The sequence below is a fragment of the Pseudomonas sp. ASL8 genome, assembly GCF_056680355.1.
Genome location: NZ_CM155278.1, coordinates 1,055,194 through 1,074,812 on the forward strand (window position 1 = coordinate 1,055,194; position 19,619 = coordinate 1,074,812).

Annotated in this window: 11 protein-coding genes; 2 read left to right on the top strand and 9 right to left on the bottom strand. The window is 57.5% G+C overall.

What is annotated here, in order from left to right; genetic code table 11:
- Window positions 1–63: 63 nt before the first annotated feature.
- Window positions 64–3,354: a transglutaminase family protein gene (locus AC1MEA_RS04830; RefSeq protein ID WP_480916981.1), complete on the bottom strand. Its 3,291-nt coding sequence runs from the start codon at window positions 3,352–3,354 to the stop codon at window positions 64–66.
- 589 nt (window positions 3,355–3,943) lie between these two features.
- Here AC1MEA_RS04830 and AC1MEA_RS04835 point away from each other — a divergent pair.
- Window positions 3,944–8,308, top strand: a complete 4,365-nt coding sequence (locus AC1MEA_RS04835; protein WP_480916982.1) for a hypothetical protein — start codon at window positions 3,944–3,946, stop codon at window positions 8,306–8,308.
- Between the two features lie 78 nt (window positions 8,309–8,386).
- Here the strand turns inward: AC1MEA_RS04835 and AC1MEA_RS04840 are convergent, their stop codons facing one another.
- Window positions 8,387–10,696, bottom strand: coding sequence for a YgiQ family radical SAM protein (locus AC1MEA_RS04840; protein WP_480916983.1), 2,310 nt, complete (start codon window positions 10,694–10,696; stop codon window positions 8,387–8,389).
- A 281-nt stretch (window positions 10,697–10,977) separates the two neighbouring features.
- Between AC1MEA_RS04840 and AC1MEA_RS04845 the strand changes: the two genes are divergently transcribed.
- The gene (locus tag AC1MEA_RS04845; RefSeq protein WP_480916984.1) at window positions 10,978–12,162 is read left to right on the top strand and encodes an alginate lyase family protein; all 1,185 of its coding nucleotides are present in this window, start codon (window positions 10,978–10,980) and stop codon (window positions 12,160–12,162) included.
- 35 nt (window positions 12,163–12,197) lie between these two features.
- Here AC1MEA_RS04845 and dnaB read toward each other — a convergent pair whose 3' ends face one another.
- From dnaB to rnr, 7 genes are all read right to left on the bottom strand, one after another.
- Window positions 12,198–13,592 (bottom strand): replicative DNA helicase, encoded by a 1,395-nt coding sequence (gene dnaB, locus AC1MEA_RS04850; protein ID WP_219062439.1) that lies wholly within the window; start codon window positions 13,590–13,592, stop codon window positions 12,198–12,200.
- Between the two features lie 109 nt (window positions 13,593–13,701).
- The gene (gene rplI / locus AC1MEA_RS04855) at window positions 13,702–14,148 is read right to left on the bottom strand and encodes a 50S ribosomal protein L9 (protein ID WP_219062438.1); all 447 of its coding nucleotides are present in this window, start codon (window positions 14,146–14,148) and stop codon (window positions 13,702–13,704) included.
- Window positions 14,149–14,167: 19 nt separating this feature from the next.
- Complete coding sequence (locus tag AC1MEA_RS04860) at window positions 14,168–15,064, bottom strand: hypothetical protein (protein ID WP_480916985.1); 897 nt, start codon at window positions 15,062–15,064, stop codon at window positions 14,168–14,170.
- A 37-nt stretch (window positions 15,065–15,101) separates the two neighbouring features.
- Window positions 15,102–15,332, bottom strand: coding sequence for a 30S ribosomal protein S18 (rpsR, locus tag AC1MEA_RS04865; protein ID WP_002551829.1), 231 nt, complete (start codon window positions 15,330–15,332; stop codon window positions 15,102–15,104).
- 28 nt (window positions 15,333–15,360) lie between these two features.
- Window positions 15,361–15,786, bottom strand: a complete 426-nt coding sequence (gene rpsF, locus AC1MEA_RS04870; protein WP_020293663.1) for a 30S ribosomal protein S6 — start codon at window positions 15,784–15,786, stop codon at window positions 15,361–15,363.
- A gap of 285 nt (window positions 15,787–16,071) precedes the next feature.
- A complete protein-coding gene (gene rlmB, locus AC1MEA_RS04875; RefSeq protein ID WP_480916986.1) occupies window positions 16,072–16,833 on the bottom strand; it encodes a 23S rRNA (guanosine(2251)-2'-O)-methyltransferase RlmB in 762 nt (253 codons plus the stop codon).
- The gene (gene rnr / locus AC1MEA_RS04880) at window positions 16,830–19,448 is read right to left on the bottom strand and encodes a ribonuclease R (RefSeq protein WP_480916987.1); all 2,619 of its coding nucleotides are present in this window, start codon (window positions 19,446–19,448) and stop codon (window positions 16,830–16,832) included. The genes rlmB and rnr overlap by 4 nt, the downstream gene beginning before the upstream one ends.
- Between the last annotated feature and the right edge of the window lie 171 nt (window positions 19,449–19,619).

Sequence of the window (19,619 nt, forward strand, 5' to 3'; positions counted from 1 at the left end):
TGCAGAAAAATGTCACGCGTATGGGTAAACCCTGCGCGTGACATCTCCCTGAGCGGGCTTGTTTTAATGGCGGCGCATATCCAGCGTCATCGGCAGTTCATCATTAATGCTCAACAACGGCACTTGCAGCTTGCCGGGGCTATGGCCGATGCGGAAGAAACGCGACAGACGACGGCTTTCTGCCTCATTGGCATTCACCGGCAACGTCTCGTAATTGCGCCCCCCGGGATGCGCGACATGATACTCGCAACCCCCCAACGAGCGCTGCATCCACGTGTCGAGCAGGTCGAACACCAACGGCGCGTGCACCGGGATGGTCGGCTGCAAACAATTGGAGGGCTGCCATGCGCGATAACGCACGCCCGCAACGAACTCGCCAACCCGTCCTGTCGGCTGCAGCGGCACCGCTATGCCGTTGCAAGTCAGCATGTAACGCTGCGGCGGCAAGCCATTGATCTTGACCTGCAAGCGCTCCAGCGACGAGTCGACATAACGCACTGCGCCCCCCGCAGCCCCTTCTTCACCCAGCACATGCCAGGGTTCCAGTGCCTGACGCACTTCCAGTTCGATGCCGCTGACCGCGTAGTCGCCGACTTTCGGGAAACGGAACTCCAGATGCGCGGCAAACCATTCGGCACGCAGCGGATAACCGGCGGCATTCAGCTCGACGATGACATCGGCAAAATCCTGCTCGATAAAGTGCGGGAGCATGAAGCGGTCGTGCAGTTCGGTGCCCCAACGCGCCAACTTGGCGGGTGCATAAGGCTCACGCCAGAAGCGCGCGACCAACGCCCGCAGCAATAGCTGTTGGGCCAGGCTCATGCGGGCATGTGGCGGCATTTCAAAGGCGCGCAGCTCCAGCAGGCCCAAACGCCCCGTCGCACCGTCCGGCGAGTAAAGCTTGTCGACACAGAACTCGGCGCGGTGGGTGTTGCCGGTGACATCGATCAACAGGTTTCGCAGCAGCCGGTCCACCAGCCACGGCGCACATTCTTCGCCCGGTTCCGGCATTTGCGCGAAGGCAATCTCCAGCTCGTACAGCGAATCGTTGCGCGCCTCATCGACACGCGGCGCTTGCGAGGTCGGCCCGATAAACAAGCCGGAAAACAGGTACGACAAGGACGGATGGTTGTGCCAATAGCTGAGCAGGCTGCGCAGCAAATCCGGACGCCGTAGAAAGGGTGAGTCCGCCGGGGTCGCGCCACCGAGGACAAAATGGTTGCCACCGCCGGTACCGGTGTGGCGACCATCGATCATGAATTTCTCGGTGGTCAGGCGTGTCAGTCGCGCCTGCTCATAGAGAAACTCGGTGCGTTCAACCAACTCATCCCAACTGGCAGAGGGCTGCACATTGACTTCGATGACACCCGGATCAGGGGTGATCCGGAAGTTCGACAGCCGTGGATCGCTGGGCGGCTCATACCCTTCGAGCAATACCGGGCAGTGCAGCTCCTCGGCAGTGGCTTCGATCGCGGCGACCAGTTCGAGGTAATCCTCGAGTTTCTCCAGCGGCGGCATGAACAGGTACAACCGCCCTTCCCGCGCTTCGGCGCACAATGCGGTACGGGTCAGCCAGTCGGCCGACTCATCGATCTTGGGCTCGCGCTCGGCGTCGGGGTTTGCGTGCTCGGTCAAGCCACTGAGCTGCGTCTGCAACTGCTCGCTGGCAGGCAGTTCGGCAAACGCCTGATTGTGGTCAGTAGGATGAATGAACGGGTATTCCGCTGCCTTGACCCACGGTTGCGACGCCAGCGGCAGTCGATAACCGAGTGCCGAATCCCCCGGCACCAGCCGGCAATGATTGTCGCGCAAAAACCAGCGACCGCTCTGCCACAGATCCCCTGCCGCATTGCGCGCCAGAGGCAGGACTTGGCCGATGACCTTGTCCAGCCCCTGGGCGAACACTTTGCGCAGGCGATCACGCTCCAGCGTGTCAGCCAGACGCGAATCCTCGGCCTCGACGTTCAGCGGCAGCGCACCTTCGCGCCACAGGTAATAGAAATTATCTTCATAGGCCGGGAATACAAAGCGCGCGGGCAGTTTCAAGCGCTCAGCCACGCTGGCAAGGAAACGTCCGGCCAACGTGCCATCGGCGCCGTAGTCTTCGGTTTCATCTGCGACCAAGGCGTTGTTACGCCATACCGGCTGCCCATCGCGACGCCAGAAACAGTTCAGCGACCAGCGCGGCAATTGCTCGCCGGGGTACCACTTGCCCTGCCCAAAGTGCACGAGGCCCTTTGGTGCGTAATGCTTGCGCATGCGCTGGAACAACTCGGCGGACAACCGACGCTTTTCCGGGCCGAGGGCGGCGGTGTTCCACTCATCGCCATCGCGGTCATCAATCGATACAAACGTCGGCTCGCCGCCCATGGTCAGGCGCACGTCATCACGGGTCAGGTCACTGTCGATCTTGTGCCCAAGGGCCTGGATCGCCAGCCACTGTTCTTCGCTGTAGGGCTTGGTGACGCGAGGCGCTTCCCAGATGCGCTCGACCGACATTTCATGGCTGAACTCGGTCTCACAGGGCTCGACCAGGCCACTGATCGGCGCCGCAGAAGACGGCTCCGGGCTGCACGCCAATGGAATATGGCCTTCGCCCGCGAACAGACCGGATGTTGCATCAAGTCCGACCCAGCCAGCACCGGGCAGATACACCTCGCACCACGCGTGCAAATCGGTGAAATCAACATCGGTGCCGGACGGCCCGTCGAGTGCTTCGACATCCGCCTTGAGCTGGATCAGGTACCCCGACACGAAACGCGCAGCCATGCCCAAGTGACGCAGCAACTGCACCAGTAACCAGGCCGAATCGCGGCATGAGCCGGACGCGTTTTCCAGGGTGAATTCCGGCGTCTGCACGCCAGGTTCCATACGAATCAGGTAATCAATGTCCTGACTCAAGCGTTGGTTCAGCGCCACCAGAAAATCGATGGCAGGCAATGGCGTGCGATCGATGCTCGCCAGATAAGCCGAGAACTTCGGGGTCAGCGGCAGTTTTTCAAGGTACGGCGCCAGCTCACGCTGCTCGTCGCTGGCGTAGGTAAAGGGGATTTTTTCCGCGTACGGCTCAAGAAAGAAGTCGAACGGGTTGAACACGGCCATCTCGGCGACCAGATCAACCTCGACGCGCAATTCGTTGGTCTTTTCGGGGAAGACCAGGCGGGCCAGATAGTTACCTTGTGGGTCCTGCTGCCAGTTGACGAAGTGCTGCTCCGGCAGGACTTTCAAGGCATAGGACAAAATCCGCGTGCGGCTATGCGCCGCCGGACGGAGTCGAACGATCTGTGGACCCAACTCGACCGCGCGGTCGTAGCGGTAATGCGTGACATGGTGCAAGGCGATATGAATCGACACGGCGTGCCTCCTGCGAGCCTGGACGGTAATGGAACCGCGCAAGACTTATGCCATCCGGGCAAATACGGCGGTTCCTCGGTACAGCAGCAGCGCTGGGCACCATTAAAGCGCCATGTCTGACCTGCGGTGCAAGCGTTGCACAGAAACAGTGCTTGCGCCCAAAAAAACCTGCGCACTGAACGGTTTCCTTCAGAAAATCGCTATGCGGCCCTGCGCCTCGTGAATCCCACACACAATAACTATGTAAAGCAGGCTTCCTGGCGCTCCCGGCTTAGATGGCCCCCCCATTAATCATGGGCGGGCACGAACAAGACTTCCCCAGCATGGGCATAGATCGAGTCGTGGAAATAACATCTTTAGAGACGACCTCAATAGACATGCTCAACGCCAATATCGAAGCCTCATTAGCAGCACTGACCAAACACACACCTTTCACTCATTGGGGCCGCCCTGAATTGGGTGACTTCGCACTGTTGCTGGACGTGCTCACCGAAAAAAAACCGCCAGCGAGTTCAACTTCGAAATACCCCGTCTTCAACCCACTCCCGGCACGCCCTTTCACAAGGACTATGCCGCGGCAGTCGACACGTTGAATGCCTTGGCGGCCACCCGTACATTTATCGACGTCTGTGCAGCTCAAAAAATAGGGGCACTTACCGAGGTCAGTATTACCAGGACCCAGGGGCTGCGCGGATATGATGCTGAACGGACAGATCACGATCTGACCCTGATCATCAGGGCATCGGACGAACTCAGGGACGCCCTGAAAGCACTGTTTGATACCGCAGATCAGCTGGGTGGAGCACTGTACGGCGACGGTACGGTACAGCCCTTTCAACTGCTGAAACGCTATGGGTTGACGCCGCCAACAAATCAGGTCGAGAGTCGGGTTTGCATTGACGCGCTGCAAGCCGCCCAAGAAGCAGTACTTCGAATCATCACCCGTGAAACGTTAGATATCGGCGAGAACATCGACGGCACCGACGGCGCACTCGTCATCGAGACGCTCAAGCACTTCATGTCAGGCAGTGCTGTGCCTTGGGTGGATCAACTCGGCGGGACCTTTCTGAGGTCGTCGCTGACCGCCGACATTCGCGCCTATCCGATGACCACGTTTGCAAAGATCGTTGAGTCTGAGGAAGGACAACGCCTTGCCAATAGCCTGCTAGTTGCCCTGGGCTGGTATGGAGCCCGCGCGCACCAGAAGACATCGCCGGCCATCGCTGCAAAACTGCTACATCACGCGCTCGCGCAGGCGCTGGACCCTGCCTCAAACCTGCTGGGCTATGACTTCGAACATCCAGATAACGCGGGGAAAAGTTATAGCGCCCTGCGTGACGACATTGAGAAGCACTACCAGCAGCGTGGCATAGCGGCCTATGACAAAACGGCAGTGCTGGTCAGTTTTTTGCTGAGAGCGCATTACCCGGTCGACTTCCAGATTGAAGGTTCGCCCCCCGAACTCGGATACCGATGGAGTTCGGCGTGGGTGCACTTTCAACACGGCATCAACCTTGCCCAAGCCATTGAACCCGGCTTGGCGCTGACGATGAATTGTCAGCAGCTCTCAACCTATGCATCGACCTTGCTCGGCACGGCGACACCCGAACAAGAACTACTGATTTCGGCAACACTTACACCGCCAGTCTTACAGTGGGCCAGTGCGCACACAGTGATCCAACCAACGGAAGACGGAGGCTATTCAACGGAACAGCGCAACACGGCAATGGCGCAGTTTACCGACCACGAAGAAACGCTAGAGAACGCCATACAACAGCTTAAACAACCTGCCCCCCAACGCCTGGACATGACACGAAAAACACTGGCCGAATGGAGCTTGCCTCCAGAGACTGAATTCATCAGTTTTCCGGAGACGAACCTGGACATGACCCTCCAGGCCAACAGACGCCGCTATTCAATCGACTACAGAAACTTGCCTAATGGCCCCGCGAGTTATTCGGCTCTGGACCTGCTAGCCTCTGGCCGATTAAAGGGTGATAACCCTGCGTGGATCCCGCCCTATAACTATAACAATGCAACCGGCGTTTTCCTTCCGCCGTTCGCAAGATACAAAGGTCTCCCTGACATACCCACCGCATTTGAGGCCGACTTCGGGGTATGGCTGAAAAGCACAAAGGCTGCCTATGAACACATCATCGTGGCGCTCATCAGCGACCTTCCCAGGCAAGAACGCGACGCCATTGAACACGGCCACGTTCAGTTATACGGGTTGCGTAAACCTACGGCCAACATTGCGCTGGACGATGATGAGCGCAATTTCCAGGCACTGATGGCGCGGTATGGATTCATCATCCACGCCACCCATGAAGGCCGAGAAAACGTTCATGAAGTGTTGCCTTATGCAGGGTTTATCCGTCGCAGGGATGACCTCACTCTTGCGCCAATATCCAATGCAATCAAGCTCCGCAACAGCGCCTTCATGCGGCGCGGGACGCTGCTGCCATTCGACCTGAACGCATATGCCACGGGGGCTGCGCCGCTGTTAAACACCACCTCTACGGCGGTTGTTCACTTTCTCCAAGGGTATCTTCCTGCTCGCCACACAACAACGATGGCGGAGACCTGGCGACCGTTGCGAGCGGCGCAGATAGGCCGTGACGTGGCCCAACGTTATCTTTTCGAAAGCGAAAGTAAACTCCGCGAAGCGGCCAGGGGAGTCACCCTGTTCGACGGCTCGGTCGATGCGGTGGCGTTTCTGAAAGACTACGTCATCCCTATATGGGGACCACTGGAAAATCTTGTTTCGGGCATCAAGTCGGGCGACCTTCGCACTATTATCATGGCCTCGATCGGACTTGCTTTTGATGTGCTTTCTCTAATAGCGCCGTTGGCAAAAATGGGTAGCCTCACGTTTCGCTTCGTGCGCAATGCCGCGACATTTGGCCTCAGAGCCAGTCTGCCTCGCCTGGCGCCTCTTGCCGGTAACTACCTTGCCACCGCAGCGACGGCAATTAACCCGTTAGACGGCGTTTTCACTCTGTTCAAATCCGGCACACACGTCGTCCTGAAACTGAATCATGCAGGCGCACGCTTACTTCGGATTAGCGTCAAACAGTTGAGGGATAGGCTGACGACAGTCCGTCATGGCAATAAGGGTTTACGCCTGGTCACCGACGAACAACCGGCCGCATGGATAATGTCAGATAGCCGCTATCGCGTGCGAAAGGTCAATCAGCATCAAAACGTGCTGACTTATCATGACCTTCGTTCATCGGCAAAAGGTTCGACGCCTTATCTTGTCGACCCCATGACACGTAAGCCCTATGGCGCGCCATTGATGCGTATCAACGACCAAGGCAGCCTCAGTCGCCATGTGCCCACAGACATCGCACTTAATGATCAGCATGGCGGTTGGACGCTTCTAGACGCGACACCGAACCTCACTAAACAGTGGACGCGCTGGGGGGATGATCTCTTTCTGGAGGCCGGCGGCATTACGTATAAAAAGATAACCCGTGAGAACGGGGCCTCTGTATTGAAGCGGACACGGATTTTAAACAAAGCAGATGAATTGGACCCGCTCTTGAAAGTGCCTTGCCGGCTTAAAAGATCACCCGACGACCTTGTTAAGTGTGCCGCCAATCGGTTCAGTAATGCAGGACATACTAACGTTGACGCTGCCAGAACACAGGGGGTCGATGCCGCGCCTTGGTTTACAGACAGGCGCGTGACCGCCGACGATACGGGCACACTGGTACATCAACGCAGTGTCCATGAGATAAAAAACGGCCTGCTCATTAAAAAATCAGGAACCGCGTTACTTCTGCCTAAAAACTACAAACAGAAAATTACGGCAACCGTCACGGGGGGAAACGATATTTTCAAACAGATCGAGATCAAGGACGGTCTGGTGGAGGGTATAAAAGATACCCGTATCATTTCGGCTGTTGTTGCAAAACGAACAGTCGGCGGCGCGAAAGTCATCGTTACCCAAGCGGACGAGGGCATTTATTACTCGGGGCATTTTTTTGACGACCGGCCGCTGGCCTTAACCCGAATACAGGTGAACATTAATAACGTGGGCGCGGCAACCCGCCTCAAAGATGAACACTATCTTATCTATATTTATAATGGCTCTTACGATGCGAACAGGTACATAAAAGAACTCAGCCCCGCCGTCATCGACGCGGACCTGAACGCGATCAAACGGGACATCGTTGCGGGAAAGGAAACCTACATCAGCACATTTGTAGGGGGGCCTTTCAACATGGGTACTACGCCTGAGCAGGCGGCACTTTTTTGCAAATATACTCAAGACCGTGCGGTTGTAGCTGCTCGTGTTAACAGGCCATCCTGGACGTCGCTCGACCTGAACACTCCACTGACAGCGAGAGCGGGGATTGCCACTGAACTGAACAGGCTGCACGTGTCAGAGACAATATTTACCGCAGATAACATTACACAGCGGGCAACGACACAACGCCTGACCCCTGAAAACAAAAACTTCGCGTACGTAAAAATCAAATCAAAAGAGTCAGACCGCCAACCGACGAAAGTTTATTACAGCCTGTCTGGCTTAAAAAAGTCTCGTCTTGATTTCCCACTGACAAAACAGACCGACAAAGGCGATGGCGCCACGCTAAAAAACTGGAATATCACCAAGGACGGCATCGCGGTATCACCGGAGAAAACGCACTACATCAATGCCCAGCGAACTAAAAACCCGGTCGGCACGCGTAAAGCGGACCCTCACGAGGCCCTTTTCCTTCCCGACCTGACCGCTAACGCGTCAGGAAATCACAGGATGATGGACAGCGAGCACATGATATTGAACGCACTAAACGCCGATAAAATTGACTTCACCCAGGTGGAATCGATTGAGGTTTTTTCAACCTATCCGACCTGCCAGTCCTGCACTGCGGGGCTCATGGCACTTAAATCGAAAGTGCCTGATGGGGCGTTCACGGTGTTCGAAGGAGGCCGGTTACCTTGACCGAAAACGTTAAACACGCCTGACGGCCTGACCACAACGCTCGCCTGAGGCTGGCGTTGTGGTGCATGGGCGTGCTGCCTAGCGCGGAACCACTGGCTTGCGCACTGGCCGCTGGCTCTTGCCACCCTTGGCGGCCTCAATGCGCTCTTTGGCCGCCTGCTTGTTGCGGGCAAACGCCGCTGCTTTGGCCTCTTCGCGCTTGTCCCACGGGTTACCGCCATCGCTGGCGCGTGGTGGCAGGCCGGTGTGTTGGGTCTGAATCAGCGTGGTCTTCGTGGTCTTGGCAACCTTGTGGCTGCCCGCTGGCGTCGAGTTCTTGCGACGGGCGCTTTCATAGCTATCCGTCGCAGGTTGATGCAGCGGGATAAGCTGATTCTTGCCCGGCCCGATCAGGTCGGAGCGGCCCATGCGTATGAGGGCTTCACGCAGCATCGGCCAGCCTTTCGGGTCGTGGTAGCGCAGGAATGCCTTGTGCAGCCGGCGTTGCTCTTCGCTTTTAACGATGGTGACCGAGTCGCTCTTGTAGGTCACCTTGCGCAGCGGGTTCTTGCCCGAGTGATACATGGCGGTGGCGGTGGCCATCGGCGACGGGTAGAACGCCTGCACCTGATCGGCGCGGAAACCGTTGCCCTTGAGCCACAGCGCCAGGTTCATCATGTCTTCATCGGTGGTGCCTGGGTGGGCCGCGATGAAGTACGGGATCAGGTACTGCTCTTTACCGGCTTCTTTCGAATACTTCTCGAACATGCGCTTGAACTTGTCATAGCTGCCAATGCCCGGTTTCATCATCTGGTTGAGCGGACCTTCCTCGGTGTGTTCCGGGGCGATCTTCAGGTAACCACCGACGTGGTGGGTCACCAACTCTTTGACGTACTCCGGCGACTCGACAGCCAGGTCGTAACGCAGGCCGGAGGCGATCAGGATTTTCTTCACGCCGGGCAAGGCACGAGCGCTGCGGTACAGCTGAATCAGCGCCGAGTGGTCGGTGTTCAGATTCGGGCAAATGCCCGGGAACACGCAGGACGGCTTGCGGCAGGCGGATTCGATCTCGGTGCTCTTGCAGGCGATGCGATACATGTTCGCAGTCGGGCCGCCGAGGTCGGAAATAACGCCGGTAAAACCGGGAACCTTGTCGCGAATTTCTTCGATTTCGCGAATGATCGACTCTTCTGAACGGTTCTGAATAATCCGTCCTTCGTGCTCGGTGATCGAGCAGAAGGTACAGCCGCCGAAGCAGCCACGCATAATGTTTACCGAGAAACGGATCATGTCGTAGGCCGGAATTTTCTCCTTGCCATACGCTGGGTGCGGAACACGCGCATAAGGCATGCCGAACACGTAGTCCATTTCTTCGGTGGTCATCGGAATCGGTGGCGGGTTGAACCAGACGTCCACTTCGCCGTGCTTCTGCACCAGCGCGCGGGCGTTGCCCGGGTTGGTTTCCAGGTGCAACACGCGGTTGGCGTGGGCATAGAGCACGGCGTCAGCGCGGACTTTTTCCATGGACGGCAGACGAATAACCGTCTTGTCGCGAGTCATCCGGGGGCTGGCCAACAACTGCACGACCTTGGCTTCCTGCGGATCGTCCACCGGACCTTTTTCCTGCTCGATGGCGCAGGCCTGGGTGTCCTGGGTGTTGACGTACGGGTTGATGATCTTGTCGACCTTGCCCGGACGGTCAATACGCGTGGAGTCGACTTCGTACCAGCCTTGCGGCGTGTCGCGACGAATGAATGCAGTGCCACGCACGTCAGTGATGTCTTCGATCTTGTGACCGTAGGACAGACGCTGCGCGACTTCAACAATGGCCCGCTCGGCGTTGCCGTACAGCAGGATGTCGGCGCAAGCGTCGATCAGGATCGAGTTACGAACCCGGTCCTGCCAGTAATCGTAGTGGGCAATGCGGCGCAACGAGGCTTCAATACCGCCCAATACGATCGGCACATGCTTGTAGGCTTCCTTGCAGCGCTGGCTGTACACCAGACTGGCGCGGTCCGGACGTTTGCCGGCCATGCCGCCGGGCGTGTACGCGTCGTCGGAGCGCACTTTTTTGTCGGCGGTGTAGCGGTTGATCATCGAGTCCATGTTGCCGGCAGCGACACCGAAGAACAGGTTCGGCTCGCCGAGCTTCATGAAATCGTCTTTAGACTGCCAGTTCGGCTGGGCAATGATCCCGACGCGAAAGCCCTGAGACTCCAGCAGCCGGCCGATGATTGCCATGCCAAACGACGGATGGTCAACGTACGCATCCCCGGTGACGATGATGATGTCGCAGGAATCCCAACCCAGCTGATCCATTTCTTCCCGGCACATGGGCAGGAAAGGCGCTGGTCCGAAACATTCGGCCCAGTACTTGGGATAGTCAAATAACGGCTTGGCTGCTTGCATGACGATGACCGGCGTTGGTGTTCAGGGAGGCGATTTTTGTCGACAAAATCGCGGTCGCGGAATATAGCACAAAATTTAACCAATTCCGACTACGACGGTCGGCTTTAAGCGATAGATCCACGCCACGCATCTCCGCTAGCGGATCTGGCAGCCCGGCTTTTTTCTTGCCTCCAGCGGCAATACCTGATTAACCCGAAGTCACGAGCTTTTTGCTCCTACAGACAGGTCGGCAGGACATGGATCGTCAGCCCGGCAGGGTTTCATCACTCAGGGAATATACCGTGAACCTACAACACAGCTCCACAGCCCTGCTCGCAGGACTCACGTTCAGCGCCGCACTGAACAGCATTGCCGCCGACTCAGTCTCATTCACTCACCCAGGCGTACTGCTGAACAGTCAGCGGCTGGATTTCGTTCGGGAGGCCGTAGAACAAGGACGATCACCCTGGCGGGAATCGTATGCATTGTTGATGGACGATCCTCTGGCCGCTCTGGAATATCGATCATCGCCCTGGAAAACCGTCGAATGCGGTCCGTTTTCCAAGCCAGACAAGGGTTGTTCGGATGAGGTGCGCGACGCGCAAGCGGCTTACACGCAGGCTCTGGCATGGTCCTACAGCGGTGAACGCAAGCATGCCGAGAACGCCGTCGCCATCATGAATACCTGGGCTCGCACACTTGCAGGCGGGCATACCCACTCCAACGCACCGCTTCAAGCTTCATGGTCCGCACAACTCTGGACACGGGCAGCGGAAATCATCCGTTATCGTTCTGATGCCTGGGCGCAAGCCGATATCGAGCGCTTTTCACAGATGCTGCTCACCCAGTACTTACCCGACATACAACGCGGGGCAGCGCAGCGCATCGGCGTCTGTCACTACGGCAACTGGCAAGCGAGCGGTATCGAGGCGCAGCTCAATATCGGCGTATTCCTTGATGATCGCCAACTGTACGAAAAAGCCATCGCTGACTGGCGCAAACGGCTTCCGGCCTTCATTTACTCAAGCGCCGACGGCCCATTGCCTGTCGCACCCGCTGATTGCGCCAAGACAGAAGCGGAACTGATCACCTACTGGGAAGGCCAGACCGTGTTCGTCACAGGGCATGCGCAAGAAACCTGCCGCGATCTTGAACACACCGCCTATGGCTTCGCAGCGTTTATCAACGTTGCCGAAACGGCCTACATCCAAGGTCTCGATCTGTATGAGGAGCAGTCGCAACGACTGCGCGACGGCATGGAGTTCCACACGCGCTACAGGAACGAAAAGGTCACGCCGGAATGGTTGTGCAACGGCAAGCTGGTGGGGGACCTGAACGGGACACTGGAGGTGGCGTACAACCACTTCGCCAATCGCAAACAGCAAGCCCTGCCTGAAACACAACGCTGGCTGCTAGAGCGACGTCCGGCACGGGGCTATTTCCACTACCTTTGGGAGACACTGACCCATGCCGAAACCGGCTCGTAATCAAGCAGCCTTGCCGCTAGCAAACCTTACGCGCATCACTCGTCGTCGAAGTTGTAACTGCCCGGCGCGAGGTTCTCGAAACGGGTGTATTTGCCGATGAACGCCAACCGCGTCGTACCGATAGGACCGTTACGCTGCTTGCCGATGATGATCTCGGCGATGCCTTTATGCTCGGTTTCCGGGTGGTACACCTCGTCCCGGTAAACGAACATGATGACGTCGGCATCCTGCTCGATCGCTCCGGATTCACGCAAGTCGGAGTTGATCGGGCGCTTGTTCGGGCGCTGTTCCAGGGAACGGTTGAGCTGAGACAAGGCGACCACCGGGCAGGCGAATTCCTTGGCCAGGGATTTCAACGAGCGAGAAATCTCGGAAATCTCGTTGGTACGGTTGTCACCGCTGGAACCTGGAATCTGCATCAATTGCAGGTAGTCGATCATGATCAGGCCGACTTCGCCGTGCTCACGCACCACACGGCGAGTACGCGCGCGCATCTCTGAAGGGCTGATGCCTGCGGTGTCATCGATGAACAGTTTGCGGTCGTTGAGCAGATTGACCGCTGATGTCAGGCGTGGCCAATCGTCGTCTTCCAGCCGTCCGGCGCGGACTTTGGACTGGTCGATGCGACCCAGCGACGACAGCATACGCATGATCAGCGATTCACCTGGCATCTCAAGCGAATAGACCAGAACTACTTTATCGCTGCGCAGAACCGCGTTCTCTACCAGGTTCATGGCGAACGTGGTTTTACCCATCGACGGACGACCCGCAACAATGATCAGGTCCGACGGTTGCAGGCCGCTGGTTTTCTCGTCGAGGTCGGTATACCCGGTAGACAGGCCGGTAATCGCGTTATCGGTGTTGAACAAGGTGTCGATGCGGTCGATGGCCTTGGTCAGCAAGTCGTTGACGCTGACCGGGCCACCACTTTTTGGACGCGCTTCAGCAATCTGGAAAATCTGCCGCTCGGCTTCGTCGAGAATCTCGGCGGCGCTGCGACCTTCAGGGTTGAACGCACTGTCGGCGATTTCGGCACTGATGCCGATCAACTGCCGCAAGGTCGCTCGCTCACGAACGATCTGCGCGTAAGCCTTGATGTTGGCGACCGACGGAATGTTTTTCGCCAGCTCACTGAGGTAACCCAGGCCACCGACCTGCGAGGTCTGCCCTTCCTTGTCCAGTTGCTCTGCAAGGGTGACGACGTCAATCGGGCTGTTTTGATCGGCCAGTTTGGCAATGGCGCGGAAAATCAGGCGGTGGTCATGTCGATAGAAATCGCCGTCCGATACTTGATCGAGCACGCGCTCCCAGGCGTTGTTGTCCAGCATCAGACCACCGAGCACAGCCTGTTCGGCCTCGATGGAGTGCGGCGGCACCTTGAGGGCAGCGGTTTGCAGATCGTATTGCTCGGGCGCGGAAATATCGTTCATGGCCACACGGAATCAGGGGGAACAAAAAGACAAAAGGCACGACCTGTGAACAGGATCGTGCCCGATGTTAACCGTCTGACGAGCAAGTCGCCAGACGATTGAGTGTTGCTTAAGCGGCTACAACAATAACGCGTACAGTGGCTTCTACGTCGCTGTGCAGGTGCACGGCTACGTCGAATTCGCCAATGTTACGGATAGTGCCGTTCGGCAGACGAACTTCGCTTTTTGCAACTTCAACGCCAGAGGCGGTCAGTGCATCAGCGATGTCGTGGGTGCCGATCGAACCGAACAGCTTGCCTTCGTCACCGGCGGTGGCAGTGATAGTCACTTCCAGCTCAGCCAGTTGGGCAGCGCGAGTTTCGGCAGAAGCTTTTTTGTCTGCAGCCAGTTTTTCCAGGTCAGCACGACGCTCTTCGAACGCAGCCACGTTGGCAGCGGTCGCAGCGGTAGCTTTACCGTACGGCAGCAGGAAGTTACGACCGTAACCGGCCTTAACATTCACTTTGTCGCCCAGGTTGCCCAGGTTGGCGACTTTTTCCAGAAGGATCAGTTGCATGTGAAAATCCTCTTAACTTTTAACCTTCACCGTTCGCAGAACCGTTATCGACGTCTTTCGACGCGAAACGACCGCGAAAATCAATCAGGCTGTCGACGATGGCTAACACCACCAGCAACGGATAGATCAGCTGCATAAACAGCAACAGCGTTACGTACAACCCCACCAGCCAGAACCTGCCAAGGTGCTTTTCAGCCACCAGGCCATGTATCAAGGCCAGCCCTGCAAACACCAGCGGTACGCTGCACAACGGTGTCAACATCGCCATCTGTGGACCGAAATTCGGCCCCAGAAGCATGCACACCAGCAGCACCAACGCTGGTACCCGCGGGAGTCTTATGCTGCGAAACTCGCGGCCAAAACCACCCGGGTTGTACAACAACGCTTGCCAGTAACGCCCAAGAATCAGACTCAACACACTGACGATCTGCAACAAAGCCGCTATCAGGCCGTTAAGGACCGGTGCAATCAGTGCCCCCAGACGCGCTCGCTCTTCTACCGATAACTGCTGGTAGAGACCATCGAGGACTTGCGGCAGGAGTTTTTGCAACTCCAGCGCCATCGCGTCGATGGGTTCGCGGAAAACCGCTCCCAGGACTACTGCATACAACAGACCCAATGCCACGCTGACCAGCAGCACGCGGACCCAAGACTCGCTGGCACGTAACAACGCTGCCAACCCTAGCGAACCCAACAACACCATAAGCGTGCGGGGTTCACCGAAATACCACCAGACCAATGCTGGTAGCAGAGCCCAGGCGAGGATGCCAACGGCATCACTCAAACCGCGCCGCAGAAGCACAAGGCAACCCGCGGCAGCACTCAACCAGAACAACAGCGGCAACGCCGCACATCCGACCACTACGAGAGTGGCCTGCACGCGGCCGCGCATGATGAAATTAGCCATGGCGCGCATGCGTTCTATCCCTTACTACTTTGTCGACTGCCTGGTCTCAGCGGCCGTGGCTGTCGGTGTAGGCCAGCAGGGCCAGGAAGCGGGCACGCTTGATAGCGGTGGCCAGCTGACGCTGATAACGTGCTTTTGTACCAGTGATACGGCTTGGAACGATTTTGCCGGTCTCGGATACGTAGGCTTTCAGAGTGTTGAGATCTTTGTAATCGATCTCTTTCACGTCTTCAGCGGTGAAGCGGCAGAATTTACGACGACGGAAGAAACGTGCCATGTAATTGGCTCCTCAAAAGGTCCGTGGATTACTCGTCAGCGTTATCGCTGGCGTCGCTGTTGTCGCCGTCATCGCCATCGGCGCTGTCGGAGTGCTCAGGACGGTCACGACGCTCACGGCGCTCACTGCGGTTTTCTTCAGCCTTGAGCATCTCGGACTGGCCAGTAACGGCTTCGTCGCGACGGATGACCAGGTTACGGATCACGGCATCGTTGTAACGGAAGTTGTCTTCCAGTTCAGCCAAAGCTTTACCGGTGCATTCAACGTTCAGCATCACGTAGTGAGCCTTGTGAACATTGTTGATTGCATAGGCCAGTTGACGACGGCCCCAATCTTCCAGACGGTGGATTTTGCCGCCGTCTTCTTCGATCAGCTTGGTGTAACGCTCTACCATGCCGCCGACTTGCTCGCTTTGATCCGGGTGGACCAAAAAGATGATTTCGTAATGACGCATGAATGCTCCTTACGGGTTGTAGCCTGCCGCTAACTAAAAAGCGGTCAGACAAGGAGTGAATGACACTGTTTGTCTTGCTCAGGGACAGGCACATGAGCGCCTGCCATGACAGCAAGGGGCGCAATTGTAGAGAAGGGCTTGGTGGGGCGCAAGGCAATTGGTGATTATTTGAGCAATACAGGGCACAAATCCTGTAGGAGCTGGTTTGCCTGCGATCAGCTTGATGCTGCGTGCCTGACTAACCGCCATCGCGGGCAAGCCCGCTCCTACAGGGGTACGCCTACCTCAGGTTTTCTTGGCGGCTGCCTTCACGCTGCGCTGACGCAACGCTTCGAACAGACACACGCCTGTCGCCACAGAAACGTTCAGGCTGCTGACGCTGCCAGCCATCGGCAGGCGCACCAGGTAATCGCAATGATCGCGAGTCAAGCGACGCATGCCCTTGCCTTCGGCGCCCATGATCAGAATCGTCGGGCCAGTCAGGTCTTGCTGATACAGCTCAACCTCAGCTTCACCCGCCGTACCCACGACCCAAAGGCCGCGCTGCTGAAGCTTCTCAAGGGTACGAGCCAGGTTAGTAACCGCCACCAACGGAATCACTTCCGCCGCGCCGCAGGCCACCTTTCGGACCGTCGGCGTCAAGGTCGCCGACTTGTCCTTGGGCACCACAACCGCGAGCGCACCGGCCGCATCGGCAGTGCGCAGGCACGCGCCGAGGTTATGCGGATCGGTCACGCCATCAAGCACGAGAATCAGTGGCGCGCCTTCGGTACGGTCGAGCAACTCATCAAGCATGGCTTCACCCCACACCTGACTCGGGCTGACCTCGGCAACCACACCCTGGTGCACGCCTTCGACCCAGACGTCCATTTCGCGACGCTCGGCCTGACCCACAGACACACGATTTTCGTTAGCCAGTTGGATCAATACCTGAACCCGCGGATCGTTGCGGTTTTCAGCCAGCCAGACTTGCTTGACGCGTTTCGGGTGGTGACGCAACAACGCTTCTACGGCATGCAAACCGTAGATCTTTTCCAACTGACTCATGACTTGGCCTTAGGTTTACGCACCCCACCGCTTTTCGCAGCAGGGGCCGAGCCCGCTTTTGGCGGGCCTTTACGGTGTTTGCTCGGTTTGGCTGGTTTGGCCGACGAATCGGAGTCCGATTTACTGGACTTTCCCGACGCCGCCTTTCCACCACCTTTCGCTTCTGCCAGCAAGGCTTGCTTCAGCTCACGGCTTTTGCGCACTTCCGCGTTTTTCGCGACGGCATCGCTTGGACGATAGGCTTCAGTCACTGGCGCAGCCTTGGTCGAAGCGCCACGGCGCCCCGCCTTGGCTGGCGCAGCTGTTTTTTCCGTCGCAGCCGGTTCAGCGCCACGACGCTTGCGGCCAATCGGCGCGCTGATGGTTTTTTCAGCCATCTCGAAGTCGATTTTGCGTTCGTCGAGATCGACGCGCATGACTCGCACTTCAACAGTGTCGCCCAAACGGAAGCTGCGACCGGTGCGCTCGCCCGCCAAGCGGTGATGCACTGGATCGAAGTGGTAGTAATCGCCCGGCAAGGCAGTGACGTGGACCAAGCCTTCGACGTAGATGTCGGTCAGCTCCACGAACAGACCAAAACCGGTAACCGCTGTGATCACGCCCGGGAACGACTCGCCCACGCGGTCTTTCATGAACTCGCACTTGAGCCAGTTCACTACGTCGCGCGTGGCCTCGTCGGCACGGCGCTCGCTCATGGAACATTGCTCGCCCAACTGCTCCAGAATCGCCTCATCGTATGGATAGATGCGCGCTTTCGGGATGGTCATGGCACCTGCACGACGAACGTGCGGGGTGTCTTGCTTGGAATGGATCACGCTGCGGATAGCCCGGTGCGTGAGCAAATCCGGATAGCGACGAATCGGCGAAGTGAAGTGCGTGTACGCCTCGTAATTCAGGCCGAAGTGACCCTGGTTATCCGCGCTGTACACCGCCTGACTCAACGAACGCAGCATCACGGTCTGGATCAGGTGGAAATCCGGACGATCCTTGATGCTTGCCAGCAGCGCCTGGTAATCCTTCGGCGACGGACCGTCTTTACCCTTGTGCAGCGACAGACCCAGCTCGCCGAGGAAGGCCCGGAGTTTTTCCAGACGTTCTGGCGGCGGACCATCGTGCACACGGTACAAAGCTGGAATTTCGTGCTTTTTCAGGAATTCAGCCGTGGCCACGTTGGCCGCCAGCATGCATTCCTCGATCAGCTTGTGGGCATCGTTACGCGTGGTCGGCCGGATTTCGGCGATCTTGCGCTCAGTACCGAAGATGATCCGGGTTTCCTGGGTTTCGAAATCGATCGCGCCACGGGTATGGCGAGCACTCAGCAGCACTTTGTACAGCGCATAAAGCTGCTTCAAGTGCGGCACGACGCCAGCGTATTCGCCACGCAATTCCTTGGCTTCAGCCGTTTTCGGCTGTTCCAGGATCGAGCTGACCTTGTTGTAGGTCAGGCGGGCATGGGAGTGAATGACCGCTTCATAGAACTGGTAATCAGTCATCTCGCCGGTTTTGGACAGGGTCATTTCACAGACCATGGCCAAGCGGTCGACGTGCGGATTCAGCGAGCACAAGCCGTTGGACAGCTGCTCGGGCAACATCGGAATCACGCGCTCGGGGAAGTACACCGAGTTGCCACGCACTTGCGATTCAGCGTCCAGCGCCGAACCGATTTTGACGTAACTCGATACGTCGGCGATGGCGACGTACAGCTTCCAGCCACCGGAAAACAGACGCAGCTTGCCGGGCTTGGCTTCACAGAAAACCGCATCATCGAAGTCGCGAGCATCTTCGCCATCGATGGTCACGAATGGCAGATGACGCAGATCGACGCGGTGTTCCTTGTCTTTCTCTTCCACTTCCGGCTTGAGCTTGGCGGCTTCTTTGAGCACCGCTTCAGGCCAGACGTGCGGAATATCGTAGGTGCGCAGGGCAATGTCGATTTCCATGCCGGGCGCCATGTAATTGCCCACGACTTCGACCACATCGCCTTGCGGCTGGAAGCGCGGCGTCGGCCAGTGAGTAATCTTCACCTCGACGAACTGACCAATCTTGGCGCTGGAATTGCGGCCAGGGGTGATCAGGACTTCCTGCTGGATCTTCGGATTGTCGGGCACGACGAAGCCGATGCCGCTCTCTTCGAAGTAGCGACCCACGATGGTTTCGTGCGCACGGGAGATCACTTCGACGATCACGCCTTCGCGACGACCCCGACGATCAAGACCGGAAACACGCGCCAAGGCACGATCGCCGTCGAACACCAGACGCATTTGCGCAGGGCTCATGAACAGGTCATCGGTGCCGTCATCAGGGATGAGGAAGCCGAAACCGTCACGGTGACCGGTAATCCGACCCAGGATCAGGTCGAGCTTGTCCACAGGGGCATAGGTGCCCCGGCGGGTGTATATCAACTGAGCATCGCGCTCCATTGCGCGCAAGCGGCGACGCAGGGCTTCGAACTGGTCTTCAGTTGTCAGGCCAAACTCTTCCACCAATTGTTCGCGACTCGCCGGAGACCCTCGATCGGCAAGGTGCTGCAAAATCAGCTCACGGCTGGGGATAGGGTTTTCGTATTTTTCCGCTTCACGAGCGGCCTCGGGATCGAGGGACTGCCAATCGGCCATTAGAATGAGTTCACCTTATCTATATATATTTAGTTTGGCATATACCGGATTGAAACGCGAAGACACCATTTGCTATCTCCGTTCGCTATTTCGAAAATATTTTTCACAACGGGGGTTTACAGGTACTAAGCTCCTCCGTATGATGCGCCCCACAACGACGGCAAACGTTGT

What these genes read in the sequence shown, in the direction of transcription:
- rpsF (WP_020293663.1), bottom strand. Translation starts at nt 15,786, where the DNA reads ATGCGTCATTACGAAATCATCTTTTTGGTCCACCCGGATCAAAGCGAG.
- AC1MEA_RS04840 (WP_480916983.1), bottom strand. Translation starts at nt 10,696, where the DNA reads ATGCAAGCAGCCAAGCCGTTATTTGACTATCCCAAGTACTGGGCCGAA.
- dnaB (WP_219062439.1), bottom strand. Translation starts at nt 13,592, where the DNA reads ATGAACGATATTTCCGCGCCCGAGCAATACGATCTGCAAACCGCTGCC.
- rplI (WP_219062438.1), bottom strand. Translation starts at nt 14,148, where the DNA reads ATGCAACTGATCCTTCTGGAAAAAGTCGCCAACCTGGGCAACCTGGGC.
- AC1MEA_RS04860 (WP_480916985.1), bottom strand. Translation starts at nt 15,064, where the DNA reads ATGCGCGCCATGGCTAATTTCATCATGCGCGGCCGCGTGCAGGCCACT.
- rlmB (WP_480916986.1), bottom strand. Translation starts at nt 16,833, where the DNA reads ATGAGTCAGTTGGAAAAGATCTACGGTTTGCATGCCGTAGAAGCGTTG.
- rpsR (WP_002551829.1), bottom strand. Translation starts at nt 15,332, where the DNA reads ATGGCACGTTTCTTCCGTCGTCGTAAATTCTGCCGCTTCACCGCTGAA.
- rnr (WP_480916987.1), bottom strand. Translation starts at nt 19,448, where the DNA reads ATGGCCGATTGGCAGTCCCTCGATCCCGAGGCCGCTCGTGAAGCGGAA.